A 19,192-nucleotide genomic window follows, 5' to 3' on the forward strand; every position below is an offset into this window, starting at 1 on the left:
ACACGGGCCGCTCGGCTCAGGGCGTGGGCGCCGGCGTCTGCCCCGCCGCCGTGCGGTCCAGGCCGATCACGACGGTGAGCTGGGACGTGTCCTCGGAGGTCGGAGCGTACGCGTCGCTCTGCTCGATCGCGGCGCCGCCGATGACGTCGGCGAGACCCGCCGCGGCGCCCTCGTCGGCTGCCGCGACGTAGAACACGGTGGTCGTCGCGAAGTCCTGCGAGCCCGCTTCACCGGCGGTGACCTTGTCGTCGCTCCAGCCCGCCGCGACCACCACGTCCTTCAGCTGCGTCGCCAGCCCCTGCTCGGGCGTCGCGTTCAGGATGATGACGTCGTAGGACGGATCCACGACCGGCGTCACGGCCGGGGCGGGCGCGGCGGTCGGGCTGGGGGCGGGCGCCAACTCGATCCGGCCCGAGGCCAGCAGCGTGCCGAAGATGCCGATGACGATGAGGACCACGGTCGCCAGGGCCGCCCACAGCAGCACCACCCAGCCGCGCATGCGCGGGTTCTCCGCCCGGTGAGCGCCGACGCGGTCCGTCTCAGGCACATCGTCGAAGCGATCCCGGGCGAAGTCGGTGGTCGGCACCCGTCGATGTTACCCACCAAGGCGGGCCGTCCCGTGTACGACAGCCGGGGGCGCGCGAGCTGCGTCAGCGCGCGTCGGCAGCGCGGGCGGCGCGCTCGTGAACGCGCGCATCGCGGAGGCGGCGCAGCCGCTTCACCAGCATCGGGTCGTGCGCCTGCGCGTCGGCGGTGTCGATGAGCCGCCCGAGGAGCTGGTAGTACCGCGCCGGTGAGAGGCCCAGGCCGGCGCGGATGGCCTCCTCCTTGGCGCCCGCGTGCCGGCGCCACTCGGCCTCGAAGTCGAGGATGGCGCGATCGCGGTCGGTCAGAGGCACGCGTCCACGCTAGACCGCGGCATCCGTCCCCTCCGTGCGCCACGCGCGCCACTCCACGAACGAGCCGAGCGGATCGACCGCGGCGAGCGCCTCGCCGTCGCGCGCGAGCACGAAGCCGCCCCACGCGTCGGGCTCGAGGGCGGGAGCCCACCACCCGTGAAGGGCGGGCGGGTCGATCGTGACCCACACGGCGTCGAGGGCGCGCACGGTCTCGACGAGCCGCCGGCGACCGGCGCGGGGGATGTGCGGAAGCACGCCCGGTGTCGTCACGACGAGCGTCGCGTGAGGCGGCGCGAGCGCGGCCGCCGAGCGCAGCACGGCCGGGTCGGAGGCGTCGCCGCGGATGAGGAGCGGCGGATGCGCGGCCACGATGTCGAGGGCGGCGGCGATGCGCTCGCTCCGCCCGCGCTCGCCCGGCCACACGAGGCTCGTGAGGAAGCGGCGGTCACCCGCGTCCGCGGCGTCGAGCGGGTCGAGGTCGATCCCCGCACGCCAGACGATCTCCGGCAGACGCAGAGGCGGGTCGCCGGTGACGTCGCACGTCAGCACCACGGGCGAGGCACCGGCGGCAGGGTCGAGGGCGATGACGCCGCTACGCGACGTGTAGCGGTACGAATAGCGGTCGGGGAACAGGCACAGTCCCCCGCTCGCGCCGAGCTCGAGCAGCGCGATCGGTCCGTCGATCGCGGCGAGCGCAGGGAGGAGCGCCGCGCAGCGCTGAGGCTCATTGGTCTGCAGACGACGGCGGGATGCCTCGCCCACCACGGTGTCGGCATGGACACGCACCCAGGCGGCCCAGGTGGCGAACGGCTCCTCGGGCGCGCCGAGCATGCGGGTGATGGCGAAGACCAGCGGCGGCTGACGCCGGGTGGCGGGGATCCGCGCGAGGATGCCGGCCACCATCGGGTCTGCGGCGACCCCTGCCGCCCAGTCGGCGTAGAGCGCGGAGCGGCCGGGTGCCTCATCGCGCGCGAACCGCGTGTAGCGCTCTACGACGGCGGCCGTCTCGTCTGCGCCCTGGTCGTCCACGTTCCTCATCCTTCCCCACGCCGGTTCCCCCACGCCGGCGCCGCCCCACCGCACCGCCCGCTGAGGTTGAATGGAAGGTGCCCGCAGACCGGGCCGAGGAGGAAGCATGACCTACGCCGTCGACAAGAGCGACGCCCAGTGGCGCGCCGCCCTGAGCCCCGAGCAGTATGCGGTGCTGCGCCAAGCCGGCACCGAGCGCCCCTGGACGGGCGAGCTGCTCGACGAGCAGCGCGCCGGCCTCTACACCTGCGCCGCGTGCGGCGCCGAGCTCTTCCAGAGCGGCACGAAGTTCGACTCGCACTGCGGCTGGCCGAGCTTCTACGAGTCCATCCGCCCCGAGGCGGTCGAGCTCATCGAGGACACCAGCCATGGCATGGTGCGCACGGAGGTACGCTGCGCGAACTGCGGCTCGCACCTGGGGCACGTGTTCCCCGACGGCTTCGGCACGCCGACCGGCGATCGGTACTGCATGAACTCGATCTCGCTGCAGTTCACGCCGGGTGTCGACCCGGGCGACCACTGATGCCGGGAGCCCTCGACGCCGCGCTCTCGCGCCGGTCGTGGTCGAAGGTGACCGAGGCGTCGCCGACCCACGAGGAGCTGGTGGAGCTCGTCGCAGCCGCCGGCCGCGTCGCCGACCACTCGTCGCTGCAGCCGTGGCGGCTCATCGAACTGCGCGGCGACGACAGGGAGCGGCTGGGCCGGGCGATCAACAAGGCGGACGGCGAGAAGGGCATCTCGCCGAAGCCGCTGCGCGCACCTCTGCTCGTGGCGGTCGTGGCCAGCTACCACAAGAGCCACAAGGTTCCGCGGTGGGAGCAGGAGGCGGTCGCATCCGGCGTCGCCCACATGCTGAGCCTTCTCCTCGACGAGGCCGGCTGGGGCGTCATCTGGCGTACCGGGCACTACACCCGCGCGAAGGCCGTGGCGAAGGCCCATGGCCTGAAGAAGAACGAGGAGCTCCTCGGCTGGCTGTACGTCGGCGGCAAGCCGGAGCGCACCCGGCCGGAACGACGAAAGGGCATCGACGCGCGCAAGGTACTCAGCCGCATGCCCTGAGCTGCGGCGCCGGCACGCCGGCGGTCAGCAGAAGCCGGCGATGCCGTTCCAGGCCGGGTGCGACTGCTCCGCGCCCTCGCGCTGAACGGCGGCCTCGATGAGTCCGTACGGGCGGTCGGCCGCGAAGAAGACGACGTGGGGATTGTCGAGGCCGAACGGGGTGAGATCCACCGCGAAGTGGTGCAGGTTCGGCATCGAGAACCGGATCTCATCGATCTCGGCGCGCGCCTGGAGCACACGACGGCCCATCGCGAACAGCGTCTGCTGAAGGGCGAGCGAGCGAGTCTCGGCGAAGGACTCGAGCAGCAGCCCGCGCACGTCGGCGAAAGCCGCGTCGAAGTCGACCTCGGTGCTGTTGTAGCGCCACCTCGCGGTGACGGACGTCGCCAGGATCCGGTCATCCGTCTCTGCGAGGGTGGTGTACCTGTCACGCGCGAATCCGCGGAACTCCGAGTCCGTCGACTTCAGCACCGCGAGGTCTCGGAGCCCTGAGATCACGGCCTGCTCGCCGCCGTCGAACACGACGACGGCGGTGCGGGTCTCCGTTCCCCCGCGGACGAACGCGTGGTCGTGCGGCTCGCCGTCGACCAGGATGCGGTTCCAGGTGTACTGCTCCGCCTCCCATCGACCGCCCGTCACCCCGGCGCACTCCCCCGTGAAATGTCGTCCGAGCCGCAGCAGGAAGTCTTCGGGCGCACCCACGCCGTCGCGTGCGAAGGCGTAGACGGTGTTCTTCTGGGTGTCCGTGGCGATGATGTTCGCGTTGTCGCCGTCCAGGTGCGCGGCCGCGAAGTCGCCGCGCAGCTGCGACGTGATGCTGAGGTCGGTGATCTCGTGCCGCGGCGTGTCGCGGTCGATCCGCACCAGGCGCACCTCGGCCTTGCCGTACTGGTTGGGGCCGAGCACGATGCCGTCGCCCGACACGTCAGTTGCCCCGGTACGTCGAGTACGAGAACGGACTCAGCAGCAGCGGCACATGGTAGTGCTCGCCGGGGCCGGCGACGGCGACCTCGATCGACACCCGGGGGTAGAAGGTGTCGCGGTTCGTCGCGGCGAAGTACGCGCCGGTCGCGAACGTGATCCGGTACGTGCCGGGGTCGAGCCGCTCCGGGCCCAGGTCTGCGACGCGGCCGGCGTCGTCCGTGACGCCCGTCGCGAGCTCGAGCCCGTCCGCCTGGCTGAGCGTGACGGCGACGCCGCGGGCAGGACCGCCGAGCGCGGCATCCAGGACGTGCGTCGAGATCTGGCTCATCAGCGGACGGCAGCGAGCTGCGCACGCAGCCGCCCGACGTGGCCGTTCGGGTCTACGCGGTACTCGGCCGACTCCACGGTGCCGTCCGGACCGAGCACGAACGTCGAGCGGATGAGACCGACGCGCTCCTCGCCGCCCACGACCTTCGTTCCCCACGCGCCCCATGCCTCGGCGACGGCGTGATCCTCGTCCGACAGCAGCGGGAACGGCAGCTGCTCGGCCTCCCGCCACTCGGCGAGGCGCTCGACCGTGTCGGGCGAGATGCCGACCACGGCGACACCGGCGGCCTGGAGCGACGCGAGGTTGTCGCGGAAGTCGCAGGCCTCGGTCGTGCACCCCGGCGTGAATGCTGCGGGGTAGAAGTAGACGACCAGCCGGCTGCCCGCGAAGTCCTCCGGTCGCACGATCGCTCCGGTGGAGTCGGGGAGCGCGAAGCCCGGGTTCGCGTCGCCCTCGTCGAGGCGGGTCTCGTCTGCCATGTCATGCGTCCCTTCGGTGGTTTCGGGGTCTCCGGCGGTGCCGCTCACGACGTCGGGTGCACCCCGAACGCGATCGCCAGCTTCTCGATCTTCTGCGCACGGCCCAGGCGGGGCAAGTCGCTGCCGTCGCGCACCACGCGGCCGCGGCGTTCGAAGTCGGCGAGGAAGTCCATCGCCCATTCCACCTCGCTGGGCGTCGGGCTGATCACCTCGTTGATCACCGGCGCCTGCTCGGCTGCCAGGCACAGCTTGCCCGTCATGCCCATCGAGACGGTGATCGCGGAGTGCTCGCGGAGCGTCGGCATGCTGTTGCCGACGGTCGGCCCGTCGATCGGCCCCGGCAGATCCCCGACACGGCTCGCGACGACCAGCCGCGCCCGCGGGTAGGCCATGGCCTCGGCATCCGCGCTCATCCCGGTGTCGCGACGGAAGTCGCCGCTTCCGAAGGCGAGGCGGAACGCACCCCGAGCGCGGGCGATGTGAGCCGCGTCCTCCATGCCGAGCGCCGACTCGATGAGCGCCACGACGGGCACGCTGCCCCCGAGGCGATCGAACGAGCTGGTCACCTGGTCCGCCGACTCGGTCTTCGCGAGCATGATGCCCAGGAGGGACGGGATGCCCGCGAGCGCCGCCAGATCGTCGGACCAGAAAGGACTCGCCGCGTCGTTCACGCGCACCCACGCGCGACCGCCCGCGCGGAGCCAATCGGCGACGTCCTGCCGCGCCTGCGGCTTGTTGCTCGGGTCGACGGCATCCTCGATGTCGAGCACCACCGCGTCGGCGCGGGAGGCGGCCATGTCGTCGAACGACTCGGAGCGGGTTCCCGGCACCAGCAGCCACGAGCGCGCGATCGACGGGTCCACGGGTCGGTGGCGCACGGGGCGGGTCGTGATCAGGGATCGCAGGTCGTCCTCGGGATCGAGGACTTCCGCGCCGCTGCCATAGGGATCTGCCGACATCTGATTTCTCTCCGAACGATTCTTCTCTTGCGGCGCTGCGGCCGCGCATCCCGGCACTCCGGCGTCGCCGCGGCGCAGCGGGCGTCCGCGCGGGGCGGTGAGGTCGGCACGATCCCGCACGGGCGGCCGGTCGCGCCGACATCCATTCCATCACCTTCTCGAGGGGGATGCCGCAGGCCCCGGCATCCGGCCGCTCACGGCGTCAGGCGGATCTGACGGTTGACGTCCTTGTACAGCAGGTAGCGGAAGGGCTCGGGTCCGCCCGCGTAGCAGGCCTGCGGGCAGAAGGCGCGCAGCAGCAGGTAGTCCCCCGCCTCGCACTCGACCCAGTCGTCGTTGAGACGGTAGACCGCCTTGCCCTGCAGCACGTACAGACCGTGCTCCATGACGTGGGTCTCGGCGAACGGGATCGATCCGCCCGGCTGGAACGTCACGATGTTGACGTGCATGTCGTGCGACAGGTCGTCGGGGTCGACGAACCGGCTCGTGGCCCACGCGCCGTCGGGATCGGGCACCGCACGAGGCTCGACGTCCTGGTCGCGGGTCACGAACGACGCCGGCGCCCCCACGCCCTCGGCCGGCTCGTACGCCTTGCGGATCCAATGGAAGCTCGTGGGCTCATCGCCATCGTTCGCCAGCGCCCATTCCGCCCCGGGCGCGAGGAACGCATAGCCCCCGGGCTCGAGCACATGACGCTCGCCGTCCAGCGTCAGCGCGAGGGCGCCCGCCGTCACGAAGACGACGCCCTCCACCCCGACCTCCATCTCGGGCCTCACCGCACCGCCCCCGGGGGCGACCTCGAGGATGAGCTGCGAGAACGTCGTTGCGGAGCTGGGCGTCGGGCGCGCGAGGATCCACGCGCGCGTCCGCGTGAACCCGGGGAGCCTGCTCGTCACGATGTCGCGCAGCACGCCCTTCGGGATGAACGTGTACGCGAGCTTCACGACGGCGCGGTCGGTGACCAGCGCGGTCTGCGGCGGGAGTCCGCCGCGCGGCGTGTGATAGCTCATGGGGTCTCCTCGTCTGTAGCGAGCCGGGGATGCGCGCGGGCCATGAGCGTGGCGAGGTCGGCGCCCGCGGCATCCGTGACCTCGTCCGCCGACACGGCGCCGCACGCGGCTGCGCGGACGACGAAGGCCGCGAGCGCCCGCACCGTGGCGGGCTCGTCCAGCACCACGCCGCCGGCCCCCTCTGCGTCGTCGCGCAGGCGGGTCGCCGCCGGCACGAAGCCCTCGCGGTAGAACAGGATGTTGGCCACGAATCGCGGCACCAGCTGCGCCGGATGCAGGTCCCACCCCTGGTAGAACCCGCGCTCGAGAGAGCGGCGCGTGAGCCGGGCGCTCTGCCGCCACGACGCGCGCACGGCCTCCGCGTCGCCGACGGGCAGGAGGTTCGTCGAGCCGTCCGACACCCGCACGCCGGTCTGCGCCGCGGCGACCTGCATGACGCTCTTGGCGTGGTCGGCGGCGGGATGCTCCATCGACTGGTACGCGGCGGCGATCCCGAGCGACGCACTGTAGTCGTAGGTTCCGTAGTGCAGCCCGCTCACCCGCCCGCGTCCGGCGTGGATCGCCGCGGGCAACGGCGACGTGCCGTCAGGGCCGAGCACGAGCTGCGGAGTCTCGACCTGCACCTCGAAACGCAGCCTCCCCTCCGGCAGACCGTAGTGCTGCTCGAACCGCTCGCACAGCCGCGCCATCGCCTCCACCTGCCCGGCGGTCGTCACCTTGGGCAGCGTGAGCCGGAGCCCGGGCGGCAGCTCACCGCCCTCGAGCAGCGTCGCCAGGAAGAGATCGAGCGAACGGATGCCGCGTCCCCTCGTCGGCACCTCCAGGCTCTTGAATCGGATGCCGATGTGTGCGGGCGCGCTCCCCCGCTCGACGGCGGCGAGGATGTGCTCGGCAGACCGGCGCACGTCGGCGTCCTCGGTGACGTCGCCGCGGTCTCCATAGCCGTCTTCGAAGTCCAGGCGCAGGTCCTCGATCGGCTCGGCCCGCAGCTTCGCCTCCGCGCGGGCGGCGACGTCGGCGACCAGATCGTCGGGCGCGCCGAGCAGGCGCACGACCGCCGGCATCCCTCCCTGCGCCGAGACGGCGGCCAGAGCGGCCGCACCCCATTCGTCCGGGAGGGCCGGCGTATAGCGGTCGCCCGGCACGTAGACGGTGTGAACCGGCTGCCGGCTGCCGTCGTCGCCGGGGTAGCGCTCCGCGAGGAGCCGGTCGGTCGGTGCGAGGAGCCGCTCCACCTCGGCGAGCGCCGACGGCCCGAGCGCGGGTCCGGCGGCCGGGCGCCGGTCGGCCCGTGCGCCGTCGTCGGCGCGGGAACGGTCGGCACTGCTCGGCGGTGACGCTGTCGGCACGGTCTCAGCTTGCCACCGGACGGTCGTGAGAGGCGGCCTCGATCTCGCGAGCCGTGGACCGGCGTCAGCGGCCGCGTCGCGGCATCCGTCCCCACGGCACGGCGGCGACCACCACCGACAGGATCGCGAGGGTCGACATGAGGAGCGATGAGCCGAGCGACGGCGCCGCGGATGTCGGCCAGACCGCGTCGATGAGCACGGACGTCACGACCTGCCCCACGACGGTGCCGAGGCCCAGCAGCAGAACCCCCGTGTACGGGACGAGGGTCGCGGCGAGGAAGATGTAGGCGACGCCGATGACGCCGCCGAGGTAGAGCCACGGGTCGGAGGGGAACGAGCGCGGCGGGCCGGCGACAGCCGTGTGGATGAGCTCGGCGACACCGAGCACCGCGGTGCCCCCGATGAAGTTCACGAGGGTGGCCGTGAGCGGGGTGCCGACCCGCTGCCGCAGACGCCCATTGACGGCCGACTGCCACGCGATGCCCGCGCCCACGAGGAAGGGCAGCACGATGAGCACCGGTGGTGCGTCCACTCCCCCGGCGAGCGAGACGCCGGCGGCGAGCATCGCCAGCGCGCCCCCGACGAGGCGGGCCGGCGTGACCGCGACGATGCCCGCCGGTCCGATGCCCGCTCGGTCCAGCAGCAGTCCGCTCAGCGTCTGGCCCGCGACGACGCCGACCGTGAACAGGGCGACGCCGATGATGCCGACGGCGAGCGACTGGGTCGCGACCGAGAGCGCGCCGGCGACGCCGCCGCACATCATCCAGATCGGGATGCTGCGCCCCTTGGCCCCGGCGACCAGGGCCGCGAAGCCGCGGCGACCCTGCGGCAACGCGGCCGACAGCACGATGAGCACGAGCAGGCCCGAGCCGAAGGAGATGACCGCCGCGGCGAAGCCGTCGCCGATGCGGACGCCGAGCTGGCCGTTGATCCGTGCCTGCACGGCCGTGAGAAGGCCGATGATCGCCGCACCGCCGATGCCGATCCAGGCGGGCAGGCGGCGGACGGTCACCCGATCCATCTTGCCGTCTCGCAGGGGCTCCGAAGTCCGTGAGAGCGCGGCCGGGCGGTCAGGGGCGCGGCGGTTGGAGCCGACTACGGGACTCGAACCCGTAACCCCCGTATTACAAGTACGGTGCGCTACCAATTGCGCCAAGTCGGCAGAGCGCCCAGTCTAGCGGCGCGCCGGGATGCTCCCCGCCAGGCCGCGACAGCCGCCGCTCAGGAGCTCGGCGTCGGGGTGGGGGTCGGCGTGGGGGTCGGCGTGGCCTTGTAGTACGCGTCGCTCGCGACGGTCAGCACGAACTGCGCGAACTCCTTGGGGTCGTCGAGCTTGCCCACGTACTGCGTGCCGTTGACGAGCACCATCGGAGTGCCCGTGAGGGCGACGCCGTCGGTGCCGGGAAGCTCTTCGAGCGCCTGCTCGGTGGCCGCCTTCGCCCAGGACGCGTAGGACTGGTCCTCGATGCACGAGCGCACGACCTTGGGTCCGTCCAGGCCGGTCGCGATCGCCAGGGCGGCGAGCTCAGGGTCGCTGTAGCCGTCGGAGTCCACGTCGGGCTGCTGGCGCAGCAGCGCGTCGTTGAAGGCGAAGAAGTAGTCGGGCGAGTTCTGCGCGACGCAGGCGGCGGCGCCGGCGGCGCGGAGCGAGTACTTGGTGCCGTTCGACTTCGCCGTGAGCATCGCCACGGGGTAGTAGGTCAGCGTCGCGGCGCCGTCCTCGACCCACTCCGACAGCTGCGTCATGTTCGCGAGCTGGAAGTCACGCGAACCCGTCGACAGATAGTCGACGTAGACGCGGATGTCGACGGCAGCCTCGGTGGGCGTGGTCGTGGGCGTCGGCTCGGGCTCGGGTGCGGTCGCCTCGGGGGTCGGGGTGACCTCGCCCTGTACCGAGCCGTCGGGGTCGGTGGCCTCGGTCGCGATGCCGCTGCCGGTGACGCCCGTCACCACGAAGCCGCCGTCGACATCGTTCGCGGGGCTCATCGTGGGCTTGGACGCGCTGGACGAGACCGTCCACGTCACCACCACGGCGATGATCGCCACGAAGGCCACCGCCGCCACCGCCAGAGAAGTACGCCGGATGAGCCGCGCGCGCGACTGGCGCGCCTTCACCTGCTGCGCCTTCTCGCGCACGGCGTCGCGGCGCTCGCTGGGCGCGGCGTTCGGTGACTCGTCGCTCGACATGGGACCTCTCGGGGCGTGAAGAATGCCGGTATTCCGGCGGGGCCAGACGGGAAAGCGGCCGTCCACGATGCTAGTCAGCCACCCTGGGAAATGCCCAGACGCAACCTCCGCGCGCGCCGTGTCATACTGTTCGTGCGCCCGATGGCGGGCGTGCGGGTAAGCCCCCGCTCATTCCTCACTACGGATCGTCCGGCACGTACCTGCCGGTGAAGGAGAAGAGAACATGGCGTCCGTCACGTTTGACAACGCAACTCGTCTGTACCCCGGGGGCACACGCCCCGCCGTCGACAAGCTCAACCTCGAGGTCGGTGACGGGGAGTTCCTCGTCCTCGTCGGCCCGTCGGGCTGCGGCAAGTCGACGTCGCTGCGCATGCTGGCCGGCCTCGAAGAGGTCAACTCCGGCCGCATCCTGATCGGCGACCGCGACGTCACCGACGTCCCGCCGAAGGACCGCGACATCGCGATGGTCTTCCAGAACTACGCGCTGTACCCCCACATGACGGTCGCGGAGAACATGGGCTTCGCGCTCAAGATCGCCGGCGTCGGCAAGGAAGAGCGCGCCGCGCGCGTGCTCGAGGCCGCGAAGCTGCTCGACCTCGAGCAGTACCTCACCCGCAAGCCGAAGGCCCTCTCGGGTGGTCAGCGTCAGCGCGTCGCCATGGGCCGCGCGATCGTGCGCCAGCCGCAGGTGTTCCTCATGGACGAGCCGCTGTCGAACCTCGACGCCAAGCTCCGCGTGCAGACCCGCACGCAGATCGCGTCGCTGCAGCGTCGCCTGGGCGTCACCACCGTCTATGTCACGCACGACCAGACCGAGGCCCTCACCATGGGCGACCGCATCGCGGTCCTCAAGGACGGCCTGCTCCAGCAGGTCGGCACCCCGCGCGACCTCTACGAGAAGCCGAACAACGTGTTCGTCGCCGGCTTCATCGGCTCGCCGGCGATGAACCTGTTCCCGGCGCACATCGCCGAGGGTGGCGTCAACTTCGGCGACACGGTCGTGGGCGTCGAGGCCGACACGCTCGGCAAGGCGCACGGCTCGGAGGTCACCATCGGCGTCCGCCCCGAAGACATCCAGGTCGCGCCGGCTGACGGCAAGGGCCTCGAGGTGATCGTCGACCTCGTGGAGGAGCTCGGCGCCGACGGCTACCTCTACGGTCACGCCGATGTCGCCGGCAAGCGCACCGACATCGTCGCCCGGGTCGACGGCCGCCGTCACCCGATGGCCGGCGACAAGGTCACGCTGGCTCCGGTGCCCGGACACGTCCACGTGTTCGACATCGAGTCGGGCGAGCGTCTCACCGACAAGGCGATCGCCGCGGCGTAACGGTTTCGCTTCGCGACGGCGCGGGTGGGAGGATTCCCCCCGCGCCGTCGCTCGTTTTCCAGGAGGGTACGTGCCTGACGCCCTGAGCATCACCGCCAGCAGCGTCGACCCCGGCCTGCTGACGCTGCCGTGGGCGACCCCGCTCGGCGACTGGCCGTCGAGCCACATCGTCTTCCTGCCCAAGGGCATCTCGCGCCACCTGGTGCGGTTCGCCAACCTCTCGGGCCGCGTGGTGGCCATCAAAGAGACCACGCAGGCGATGGCGCAGCGCGAGTACGACATGCTCGGCAACCTCGCCCGCCTCGACGTGCCCTGCGTCGAGCGGGTCGCCGTGATCGCCGGCCGGACGGATGCCTCGGGCGAGCCGCTTCCGGCGGCGCTGGTCACCGCGCACTTGAAGTTCTCACTCCCCTACCGCGCGCTGTTCACGCAGGTGCTCAGGCCCGATACGGCCACGCGTCTCGTCGACGCGCTCGCGCTGCTGCTCGTGCGGCTGCACAACGTGGGCTTCTTCTGGGGCGACGTGTCGCTGTCGAACACCCTGTTCCGCCGCGACGCCGGCGCCTTCGCCGCATACCTCGTGGACGCCGAGACCGGCGAGCTGCACGAGAGCGGCCTGACTCCGGGCCAGCGCGCCCACGATCTCGATGTGGCCCGCACCAACATCGCCGGCGAGATCATGGACCTGGAGGCCGGCGGCAGGCTGGAGGGCGGGGTCGACGCCATCGCGATCGCCGACGGCATCGTGTCGTCGTACCACGCACTGTGGGCGGCCCTCACCGACAAGGAGACCTTCCGCGCCGACGAAGCGTGGCGCCTGACGGAGCGTGTGCAGCGCCTGAACGACCTCGGCTTCGACATCGGCGAGATGTCGATCCAGGCCACCACCGACGGCACGCGCGTCTCCATCCAGCCGAAGGTGGTCGACTCAGGTCACCATCAGCGGCGGCTTCTGCGCCTGACCGGTCTCGACGTCGAGGAGAACCAGGCCCGGCGCCTCCTCAACGATCTCGACGAGTTCCGCGCCCGCATCTCCCGTCTGGGCGACGACGAGGAGATGGTCGCCCATGAATGGCTGACGCGCGTGTTCGAGCCCGTGGTAAAGGCCATCCCGTGGGACCTCCGCTCGAAGCTCGAGCCCGCTGAAGTCTTCCACCAGCTGCTCGAGCACCGCTGGTACCTGTCGCAGGCGAAGGGCAAGTCGGTGCCGCTCGCCGAGGCGCTCACGGCCTATATCGACAACGTGCTGCGCCATCGTCGCGACGAGGCGACCCTCATGGGACCTCCGACCGAGACGGTCTCGCTGTCGGTGATCACCTCGCCGAATCCCGTCATCGACGAGGAAGAGGACCAGATCGACTGGCGCGATCTCGTCTGACCCGGCTGTCTCGCCCGACCTTCCTCGACGAGATCAGGAGAGCTGGCCGAGGCAGGACAAAACGGCGCCCAACGTCCTGTCCCCGCCAGATCTCCTGATCTGGCGAGGCGGCGCTGCGCTGGAGGGCGCGCGGACGTCCAGGCGACCGACCCGCCGCGGTACGCGAAAGGGTGGCTCTCCGCCGGAGAGAGCCACCCTTTCCGGTCGAGCCGTCAGTACCCGACGGTGAACCGCTTGCGCGGGTGCTGCGGGTGCTCGATCTCGTCGACGATGGCGACGGCGAGGTCTTCGCCCGAGATGTAGGACTCGCCTTCGTGGTCGGTGACGATGACATCGCCGCCGGTGCGGTACGAACCCGTGCGCTCACCGGGGTTGTAGGCGCCGAAGCCGCCGGCGGGGTGGATGTAGAACCAGTCGAGCGACTCGGGTGCCTCCTTGAGGTCCTCCAGGATCTCGATCGCCTCGAGTGCCTCGGCCTTGTAGTCCTCCGCGAAGGACGGCAGGTCGACGACGCGCTCGCCGCCCTCGGTGACGAGGCTGCCGCCGGCGCCGCCGATCACACCGATGCGCACCCCCTCGGGCAGCAGCGACGCGAGCGCCGCGATGTTGGGACGCACGAGCCCCTGCATGTCGCCACGCGGCGCGACCGCCGACACCACGACATCGACGCCCTCGAGCTGCGCGAGGAGGCCGGGCACGTCGGTGAGCGACCCCTCGACGTACAGGGCGCCCTCGTGGCGCTCCGCCGGGAGCCGGCGGGCGATCGAGAGGACCGTGTGTCCCCGGCTCACCGCCTCAGCGACGATGTGACGGCCGGCGTAGCCGGATCCTCCGATGACGGCGATGCGTGCCATGTGCTGCCTTTCGACGATGTTGCCGGCCGGAGCCGGTTCGCGTGGCCGGCGGGGGCCGGCTCTCGGTGGGTGGAACGCGCGGCCGGCGGGTTCATTCCCGTGAATGGGTACGGTTTCCTCCGCGCGGCGCCCGTCAGGCCGCGCCGGCGGCCCGGAGCGTGGCCACCTGGTACAGGGCGACGGATGCTGCGATGCCGGCGTTGAGCGACTCCGTGCTGGCCGAGATCGGGATGGAGACGATCTGGTCACAGGTCTCCGTCACCAGTCGCGAGAGGCCCTTGCCCTCGGAGCCGACGACGATCACCACCGGCCTGTCCGCCAGTTCGAGGGCAGGCAGCGAGACGTCGCCTCCGCCGTCGAGCCCGAGCACGAAGACGCCCTGCTTCTTGAAGTCCTTCAGCATCGCTGTGAGGTTCGCGGCGATCGCCACCGGTATGCGCGCCGCCGCGCCGGCACTCGTCTTCCACGCGGCGGAGTTCACGCTCGCCGAGCGGCGCTGCGGCACGATGACCGCCTGTCCTCCGAAGGCCGCGGTCGAGCGGAGGATCGCACCGAGGTTGCGGGGATCGGTGACGCCGTCGAGCGCCACGAACAGCGGAGTCTGGCCGGCGTCGATCACCTTCTCGAGGAGGTCCTGCGGGTGGGCGTACTCGTACGGCGGAACCTTGAGGGCGACCCCCTGGTGCACGCCGTCGAACCCGGCCATGCGGTCGAGCTCCGGCCGCGTCACCTCGAGCACCGGGATGTCGCGGTGGGTGGCGATCGCGAGCATCTCCTTGACGCGATCGTCCATCTCGACGCGCTGCGCGATGTAGAACGCCGTGGCGGGGATCTTGGCCCGCAGCGCCTCGAGCACCGAGTTGCGTCCGGTGACGGTCTCGGTGTCGTCGTCCTTCTTGGCAGGACGCGACGATCGTGGTGCGGACTGCCCCGGCTTTCCCGTGCCGCCCGCCGCCGCATACCGCTCGGCGGCGGCCTTGCGCTTGCCGGCCGGGTGCCACGCGCGGTCCTCCGCCTTGGGCGTCGGCCCACGGCCCTCCAGCGAGCGCTTGTTCTTGCCGCCGGTGCCCTTGGTCGGGCCCTTCTTCTTGCTGTTACCGGCGCCGGGGCGTCCTGGCTTGGCCATCAGTTCTCCTTCATGCGGGGCATCGCCCCATCAGTTGCCCGCCGCCGGACGAGGAGTGTCGGCGACACTCCAATGCGTTCCGTCGGGACCGTCTTCGAGGGCGATGCCGGCCGCCGCGATCGCGTCGCGGATGCGGTCGGCTGCTGCCCAGTCCTTCGCGGCGCGCGCGTCGGCGCGCTGCGCGATCATCGTCTGCACGAGGGCGTCGAGAGCGGATGCCTCGGCCGAGGCATCCGTCGTCCGCCAGTGCGGATCGAGAGGGTCGATGCCGAGCACGCCCGCCATCACGGCGACGTCGGCGAACGCCTGCAGGGCGGCGTCGCGATCTCCCGTGTCCAGCGCGGAGTTGCCCTGACGCACGGTCTCGTGAAGCACGGCGAGCGCCTGCGGCACGCCGAGGTCGTCGTCCAGCGCCTCCGCGAACGCCGCAGGGACCGCGGCATCCATCCTCACGTCCTCCGCACCGCGGAGCGCCCGGATGGCCCGCTCCAGGAAGGTGCGGATGCGGTCGAGCGCCGCCTCCGCCTCATCGAACGTCGAGGTCGTGATGTCCAGGCTCGACCGGTAATGGGCCGCGGCGAGCGCATAGCGCACGACGAGCGGGTCGCGCTCCCGAAGCAGGTCGTCGGCGAGCACGAAGTTGAAGAGCGACTTCGACATCTTCTGCGCGCCGACGGTCACGAGGCCGTTGTGCACCCAGTAGCGCGCGAAGCCGTCGCCGGCCGCGGTCGACTGCGCCAGCTCGTTCTCGTGGTGCGGGAAGCGCAGGTCCAGCCCTCCGCCGTGGATGTCGAACTCCTCGCCGAGGTAGCGCCGGGCCATCGCGGAGCACTCGATGTGCCACCCCGGGCGTCCTGCGCCCCACGGCGAGGCCCACCGGGCGGACGGCGGCTCGTCGGCCTTGGCGCCCTTCCAGAGGGCGAAGTCGCGAGGGTCGCGCTTGCCGCGAGGGTCGGCGTCGGCGGCCGGCTCCATCGCGTCGAGGCTCTGCCGCGTCAGCGACCCGTAGTCGGCCCACGACCGGACGTCGAAGTACACGTCGCCCGCGGCATCCGTCCCCTCCGCCCCTGAGCCGGTCGAGGGGGCGGCGTACGCGTGGCCCGAGTCGATGAGCCGGGCGATCAGCTCCTGCATCTGCGGGATGGATGCGGTGGCGCGGGGCTCGTAGGTGGGCGGGAGGATTCCGATCGCGGTGTACGCGCGGGTGAATTCCAGCTCCATGCGATACGCGAGCGCCCACCAGGGCTCGCCGTCGGTCGCGTTCGCGAGCACCTTGTCGTCGATGTCGGTGACGTTCCGCACGAACGTCACGCGCCCGAACCGATGCGCGAGCCAGCGGCGCAGGATGTCGAAGGTCAGCGCGCCGCGCAGGTGCCCGATGTGCGGTCCCGACTGCACGGTCGGGCCGCAGACGTAGATCGTGACGTTCCCGGGGTCGAGGGGCACGAAATCGCGCAGGGCCTGCGCCTTGGTGTCGTACAGCTGAACCGTCACCGCACCAGCCTACCGGCGGGCGCCGCGCCGCCCCTGAGAGCCGGCGCGGGCAGGCCGGCGGGGGCGCCGGTTCGGATATAAACGGGAGGGTGCACGTGCTCGCCGTCCTCGCCGCCGCCCTGCTCTTCGGCACGACCGGCACCTCGCAGGCTCTCGGACCCGCCGGGACGACGCCGCTGTCGATCGGCGCCGTGCGTATGGTGGTGGGCGGAACCGGCCTCGCCGTCATCGCCTTCTCGCTCGCGGCGCGCCACGCCCGCAGGCGCCCGGTCGGCGAAGCGACCCCTCGGTGGGGTCTTCGGCCCGTCTCGCTGATGGTGCTGACGGGCGTCTGCATCTCGGTGTACCAGCCCCTCTTCTTCCTCGGCACCACCCGCAACGGGGTCGCGGTCGGCACGGTCGTCGCCCTCGGCTCCGCGCCCATCCTCGCGGGCCTCCTCGAATGGGCGTTGACGCGACGGATGCCGACTCCGACGTGGATGGGCGCGACCGCGCTCGCGACCGTCGGCGTGGTGCTCCTCGGTTTCGGCGGCGAGGCCGGCGCGGGGGGCGGCACGGACCCGCTCGGGCTGCTGGGCTCGGTCGGGGCCGGCGCCTCCTTCGCCGTGATCGCCAACGCGCAGCGGCGGCTGCTCGACGACGGCTGGGATCCCTTCACCGTGGTCGGGGCGATGGGCGCGAGCTCCGCGATCATCTGCGCGTTCGCGCTGCCGTTCGTGGATCTCTCGTGGCTCTCCTCCACGCCGGGGACGGTGATGGCGCTCTGGCTGGGCCTGGCGACCATCTCCCTCGCGTACGTGCTCTTCACGTGGGGGCTCAGTGGGCTCACCGCGGCGACGGCGGCGACCCTCACGCTCGGCGAGCCCCTGACGGCCGCCGTGCTGGGCATCGTCGTGCTCGGGGAGCGGCTGTCGGCCCTCGCGGTCGTCGGACTGGTGGTGCTCGCGGCGGGACTCGCCCTGCTGGCGTGGGGGTCGCGCACGCCCCGCGATCCGGTGCCCTTCGCCGTCGAGGCCTGAAGCCCGGGGCAGCAGACCGAAACCTGGCCGCAATCCGGGCGTGGCACACTGGGCGCGACATGCAGCGCACCATCGAGATCCGCACGGACGACCTGAGCGGCGAGGCGACCCGGCGCCTCATCGCCCTCCATCTCGCCGGCATGCACGACACCTCGCCGCCCGAGAGCGTGCACGCCCTCGACGTCGACGCCCTGCGGCAGCCGTCGCTCTCGGTGTGGTCGGCGTGGGTGGACGGGCAGCTCGCCGGCGTCGGTGCGCTGAAGACCATCGACGCGGACCGCGGCGAGATCAAGTCGATGCGCGTCGACGACCGCTTCCGCGGCGCGGGCGTCGGCCGGGCGCTGCTGCGGCACATCGTCGGCGAGGCCCGGGATCGCGGCATGTCGAGTCTGTGGCTCGAGACGGGCACCACCGACGACTTCACCCCCGCGCAGCGTCTGTACGAGAGCGAGGGGTTCGTGGTCTGCGGCCCCTTCGACGACTACGCGCCCGACCCGTTCTCGGTCTTCATGACGCGCGCGCTCTGAGCACGCCCTCGTCCTCCGCCGAGGCGCCCGGCGTCAGGCGGGCACCACCAGCGCCACGGCGAACGCCGAGACCCCTTCGCCGTTCCCCGTGAATCCCAGGCCGTCGGTGGTGGTCGCCGACACCGATACCGGCGCTCCCCCGAGAGCTGCGGACAGAGCCCGCTCGGCCTCGGCGCGGCGCGCCGAGAACCGCGGCCGATTCGCCTGCACCTGGACGGATACGTTGCCGATGCGCCAGCCCGCCTCGCCCAGGAGGGCCACCGTCCGGGTGAGGAACGCGTCCGCATGCGCCCCGGCGTACTCCGGGTGATCCGTGCCGAAATGCGTGCCGATGTCGCCGAGGCCCGCGGCGGCCAGCAGCGCGTCCACGATGGCGTGGGCCACGGCGTCGCCGTCGGAATGACCTGACAGCGGCGTCTCGTCCGGCCACTCCAGGCCGGCCAGCCACAGTGCGCCCTCGCCGCCGAACGCGTGGACGTCCGTGCCGACGCCGACGCGGGGAGCGACCGGCGGGTTCTCGAGCCCGACCCGAGCGCGGGCGCCGGGCTGCGTCAGCAGGTGACGCGCGCGGTCGAGGTCGGACGGACCGGTGATCTTGAAGGCGAGGGGATGCCCCGCCACGGCCGCGACCGCATGACCGGCGTCGGCGACGAGGGCCGCGTCGTCGGTGAAGTCGGTCACGGCGGCGGCATATGCCGCGTCGAGCACATCGCGACGAAAGCCCTGCGGTGTCTGGGCGGAAGCGAGCTCCGCCCGGTCGACGGCGGCGACGATCTCGTCGCCCGCCACCCGCTTGAGCGTGTCGACCACCGGCAGCACCGGAACGGCGCCTGCCGCTCCGCCTTCGACCGCGGCGATGACGCGCTCGAAGACCTCCGGTGGCGTCAGGGCGCGGGCGGCGTCGTGCACCAGGACGGTGTCGACGTCGGCCCACAGCGCGGCGAGGCCCGCCGCCACGGACGCCTGGCGGGTCTCGCCTCCGGTCACGACCGACACCAGATCACGACGATCCCCCGCGGCTGCCAGCGCCTCGCTGAGGGCATCGCCCTCGCGGTCGCGGGGCGCCACCACGACGACCTGCGCGGCGGGAGCGGAGAACACGCCGTCCAGCGCATGGCGCAGAATGCTTCGACCGTCGATTCCGACGAACGCCTTGGGAGCGCCGGCCGCAAGGCGGGTGCCGGAGCCGGCAGCGACCACGATGACTCCGACGCGGGGCACAGGAGTGATGCTCACCGGATCAC

21 protein-coding genes and 1 tRNA gene are annotated in these 19,192 nt (G+C 71.9%); 6 read left to right on the forward strand and 16 right to left on the reverse strand.

Annotated elements, in window-relative coordinates; genetic code table 11:
* Positions 1 to 16: 16 nt before the first annotated feature.
* The 3 genes from ACN9MP_RS13170 to ACN9MP_RS13180 all read right to left on the reverse strand — a co-directional run bounded on the left by ACN9MP_RS13170 (position 17) and on the right by ACN9MP_RS13180 (position 1,928).
* On the reverse strand, positions 17 to 586 hold the full coding sequence (locus ACN9MP_RS13170) for a LytR C-terminal domain-containing protein (RefSeq protein ID WP_426320840.1): 570 nt from the start codon (positions 584 to 586) through the stop codon (positions 17 to 19).
* A gap of 64 nt (positions 587 to 650) precedes the next feature.
* Positions 651 to 899, reverse strand: a complete 249-nt coding sequence (locus ACN9MP_RS13175; RefSeq protein ID WP_426320842.1) for a DUF3263 domain-containing protein — start codon at positions 897 to 899, stop codon at positions 651 to 653.
* 9 nt (positions 900 to 908) lie between these two features.
* Complete coding sequence (locus tag ACN9MP_RS13180; RefSeq protein WP_426320844.1) at positions 909 to 1,928, reverse strand: DUF2332 domain-containing protein; 1,020 nt, start codon at positions 1,926 to 1,928, stop codon at positions 909 to 911.
* 106 nt (positions 1,929 to 2,034) lie between these two features.
* Here ACN9MP_RS13180 and msrB point away from each other — a divergent pair, with 106 nt between their 5' ends.
* Both msrB and ACN9MP_RS13190 read left to right on the forward strand, forming a co-directional pair.
* Positions 2,035 to 2,451, forward strand: coding sequence for a peptide-methionine (R)-S-oxide reductase MsrB (msrB, locus tag ACN9MP_RS13185; protein WP_426320846.1), 417 nt, complete (start codon positions 2,035 to 2,037; stop codon positions 2,449 to 2,451).
* Positions 2,451 to 2,987, forward strand: coding sequence for a nitroreductase family protein (locus ACN9MP_RS13190; protein ID WP_426320848.1), 537 nt, complete (start codon positions 2,451 to 2,453; stop codon positions 2,985 to 2,987). Before msrB ends, ACN9MP_RS13190 begins: the two co-directional genes overlap by 1 nt.
* A 24-nt stretch (positions 2,988 to 3,011) precedes the next feature.
* On the opposite strand, the gene pucL is transcribed toward ACN9MP_RS13190, so the two are convergent.
* The 9 genes from pucL to ACN9MP_RS13235 all read right to left on the reverse strand — a co-directional run bounded on the left by pucL (position 3,012) and on the right by ACN9MP_RS13235 (position 10,223).
* Positions 3,012 to 3,911: a factor-independent urate hydroxylase gene (gene pucL / locus ACN9MP_RS13195; RefSeq protein WP_426320850.1), complete on the reverse strand. Its 900-nt coding sequence runs from the start codon at positions 3,909 to 3,911 to the stop codon at positions 3,012 to 3,014.
* A gap of 1 nt (position 3,912) precedes the next feature.
* Entirely contained in the window at positions 3,913 to 4,239 is a 327-nt protein-coding gene (gene uraH, locus ACN9MP_RS13200; protein WP_426320852.1) for a hydroxyisourate hydrolase, read from the reverse strand.
* Positions 4,239 to 4,718: a thioredoxin-dependent thiol peroxidase gene (gene bcp / locus ACN9MP_RS13205; protein ID WP_426320854.1), complete on the reverse strand. Its 480-nt coding sequence runs from the start codon at positions 4,716 to 4,718 to the stop codon at positions 4,239 to 4,241. The genes uraH and bcp overlap by 1 nt, the downstream gene beginning before the upstream one ends.
* 44 nt (positions 4,719 to 4,762) lie before the next feature.
* On the reverse strand, positions 4,763 to 5,623 hold the full coding sequence (locus tag ACN9MP_RS13210) for an HpcH/HpaI aldolase/citrate lyase family protein (protein ID WP_426326024.1): 861 nt from the start codon (positions 5,621 to 5,623) through the stop codon (positions 4,763 to 4,765).
* A 248-nt stretch (positions 5,624 to 5,871) separates the two neighbouring features.
* Positions 5,872 to 6,687, reverse strand: a complete 816-nt coding sequence (locus tag ACN9MP_RS13215; RefSeq protein ID WP_426320856.1) for a bifunctional allantoicase/(S)-ureidoglycine aminohydrolase — start codon at positions 6,685 to 6,687, stop codon at positions 5,872 to 5,874.
* On the reverse strand, positions 6,684 to 7,922 hold the full coding sequence (locus tag ACN9MP_RS13220) for a DUF6986 family protein (protein WP_426326026.1): 1,239 nt from the start codon (positions 7,920 to 7,922) through the stop codon (positions 6,684 to 6,686). Before ACN9MP_RS13220 ends, ACN9MP_RS13215 begins: the two co-directional genes overlap by 4 nt.
* Before the next feature lie 178 nt (positions 7,923 to 8,100).
* A complete protein-coding gene (locus ACN9MP_RS13225) occupies positions 8,101 to 9,048 on the reverse strand; it encodes a DMT family transporter (RefSeq protein WP_426320858.1) in 948 nt (315 codons plus the stop codon).
* 74 nt (positions 9,049 to 9,122) lie between these two features.
* A tRNA-Thr gene (locus tag ACN9MP_RS13230) sits at positions 9,123 to 9,198 on the reverse strand.
* 59 nt (positions 9,199 to 9,257) lie between these two features.
* On the reverse strand, positions 9,258 to 10,223 hold the full coding sequence (locus ACN9MP_RS13235; protein ID WP_426320860.1) for a DsbA family protein: 966 nt from the start codon (positions 10,221 to 10,223) through the stop codon (positions 9,258 to 9,260).
* Between the two features lie 223 nt (positions 10,224 to 10,446).
* Between ACN9MP_RS13235 and ACN9MP_RS13240 the strand changes: the two genes are divergently transcribed.
* Positions 10,447 to 11,550 carry an ABC transporter ATP-binding protein gene (locus ACN9MP_RS13240; protein ID WP_426320862.1) on the forward strand — a complete coding sequence of 368 codons (1,104 nt, stop codon included), beginning with the start codon at positions 10,447 to 10,449 and terminating at the stop codon, positions 11,548 to 11,550.
* Between the two features lie 70 nt (positions 11,551 to 11,620).
* Positions 11,621 to 12,928 (forward strand): DUF4032 domain-containing protein, encoded by a 1,308-nt coding sequence (locus ACN9MP_RS13245; protein ID WP_426320864.1) that lies wholly within the window; start codon positions 11,621 to 11,623, stop codon positions 12,926 to 12,928.
* 212 nt (positions 12,929 to 13,140) lie between these two features.
* Here the strand turns inward: ACN9MP_RS13245 and ACN9MP_RS13250 are convergent, their stop codons facing one another.
* The 3 genes from ACN9MP_RS13250 to cysS all read right to left on the reverse strand — a co-directional run bounded on the left by ACN9MP_RS13250 (position 13,141) and on the right by cysS (position 16,402).
* Positions 13,141 to 13,782, reverse strand: a complete 642-nt coding sequence (locus ACN9MP_RS13250; RefSeq protein WP_426320865.1) for an NAD(P)-dependent oxidoreductase — start codon at positions 13,780 to 13,782, stop codon at positions 13,141 to 13,143.
* A gap of 133 nt (positions 13,783 to 13,915) precedes the next feature.
* Positions 13,916 to 14,908: a 23S rRNA (guanosine(2251)-2'-O)-methyltransferase RlmB gene (gene rlmB, locus ACN9MP_RS13255; RefSeq protein ID WP_426320867.1), complete on the reverse strand. Its 993-nt coding sequence runs from the start codon at positions 14,906 to 14,908 to the stop codon at positions 13,916 to 13,918.
* A gap of 30 nt (positions 14,909 to 14,938) precedes the next feature.
* Positions 14,939 to 16,402 carry a cysteine--tRNA ligase gene (gene cysS, locus ACN9MP_RS13260; RefSeq protein WP_426320869.1) on the reverse strand — a complete coding sequence of 488 codons (1,464 nt, stop codon included), beginning with the start codon at positions 16,400 to 16,402 and terminating at the stop codon, positions 14,939 to 14,941.
* An 89-nt stretch (positions 16,403 to 16,491) separates the two neighbouring features.
* Here cysS and ACN9MP_RS13265 point away from each other — a divergent pair, with 89 nt between their 5' ends.
* Both ACN9MP_RS13265 and ACN9MP_RS13270 read left to right on the forward strand, forming a co-directional pair.
* Positions 16,492 to 17,421: a DMT family transporter gene (locus ACN9MP_RS13265; protein WP_426320871.1), complete on the forward strand. Its 930-nt coding sequence runs from the start codon at positions 16,492 to 16,494 to the stop codon at positions 17,419 to 17,421.
* Between the two features lie 59 nt (positions 17,422 to 17,480).
* On the forward strand, positions 17,481 to 17,948 hold the full coding sequence (locus tag ACN9MP_RS13270; RefSeq protein WP_426320873.1) for a GNAT family N-acetyltransferase: 468 nt from the start codon (positions 17,481 to 17,483) through the stop codon (positions 17,946 to 17,948).
* Positions 17,949 to 17,981: 33 nt separating this feature from the next.
* Here ACN9MP_RS13270 and ispD read toward each other — a convergent pair whose 3' ends face one another.
* Positions 17,982 to 19,184 carry a 2-C-methyl-D-erythritol 4-phosphate cytidylyltransferase gene (gene ispD / locus ACN9MP_RS13275; RefSeq protein ID WP_426320875.1) on the reverse strand — a complete coding sequence of 401 codons (1,203 nt, stop codon included), beginning with the start codon at positions 19,182 to 19,184 and terminating at the stop codon, positions 17,982 to 17,984.
* Positions 19,185 to 19,192: the final 8 nt, after the last annotated feature.

Source organism: Microbacterium sp. E-13 (genome assembly GCF_049912955.1).
GTDB lineage: Bacteria > Actinomycetota > Actinomycetes > Actinomycetales > Microbacteriaceae > Microbacterium.

Bases quoted from the DNA above. Each gene is read 5' to 3' on its own strand.
- msrB (WP_426320846.1), top strand. From the start codon at position 2,035: ATGACCTACGCCGTCGACAAGAGCGACGCCCAGTGGCGCGCCGCCCTG.
- ACN9MP_RS13190 (WP_426320848.1), top strand. From the start codon at position 2,451: ATGCCGGGAGCCCTCGACGCCGCGCTCTCGCGCCGGTCGTGGTCGAAG.
- uraH (WP_426320852.1), bottom strand. From the start codon at position 4,239: ATGAGCCAGATCTCGACGCACGTCCTGGATGCCGCGCTCGGCGGTCCT.
- bcp (WP_426320854.1), bottom strand. From the start codon at position 4,718: ATGGCAGACGAGACCCGCCTCGACGAGGGCGACGCGAACCCGGGCTTC.
- ACN9MP_RS13215 (WP_426320856.1), bottom strand. From the start codon at position 6,687: ATGAGCTATCACACGCCGCGCGGCGGACTCCCGCCGCAGACCGCGCTG.
- ACN9MP_RS13235 (WP_426320860.1), bottom strand. From the start codon at position 10,223: ATGTCGAGCGACGAGTCACCGAACGCCGCGCCCAGCGAGCGCCGCGAC.
- ACN9MP_RS13240 (WP_426320862.1), top strand. From the start codon at position 10,447: ATGGCGTCCGTCACGTTTGACAACGCAACTCGTCTGTACCCCGGGGGC.
- ACN9MP_RS13250 (WP_426320865.1), bottom strand. From the start codon at position 13,782: ATGGCACGCATCGCCGTCATCGGAGGATCCGGCTACGCCGGCCGTCAC.
- rlmB (WP_426320867.1), bottom strand. From the start codon at position 14,908: ATGGCCAAGCCAGGACGCCCCGGCGCCGGTAACAGCAAGAAGAAGGGC.
- ACN9MP_RS13270 (WP_426320873.1), top strand. From the start codon at position 17,481: ATGCAGCGCACCATCGAGATCCGCACGGACGACCTGAGCGGCGAGGCG.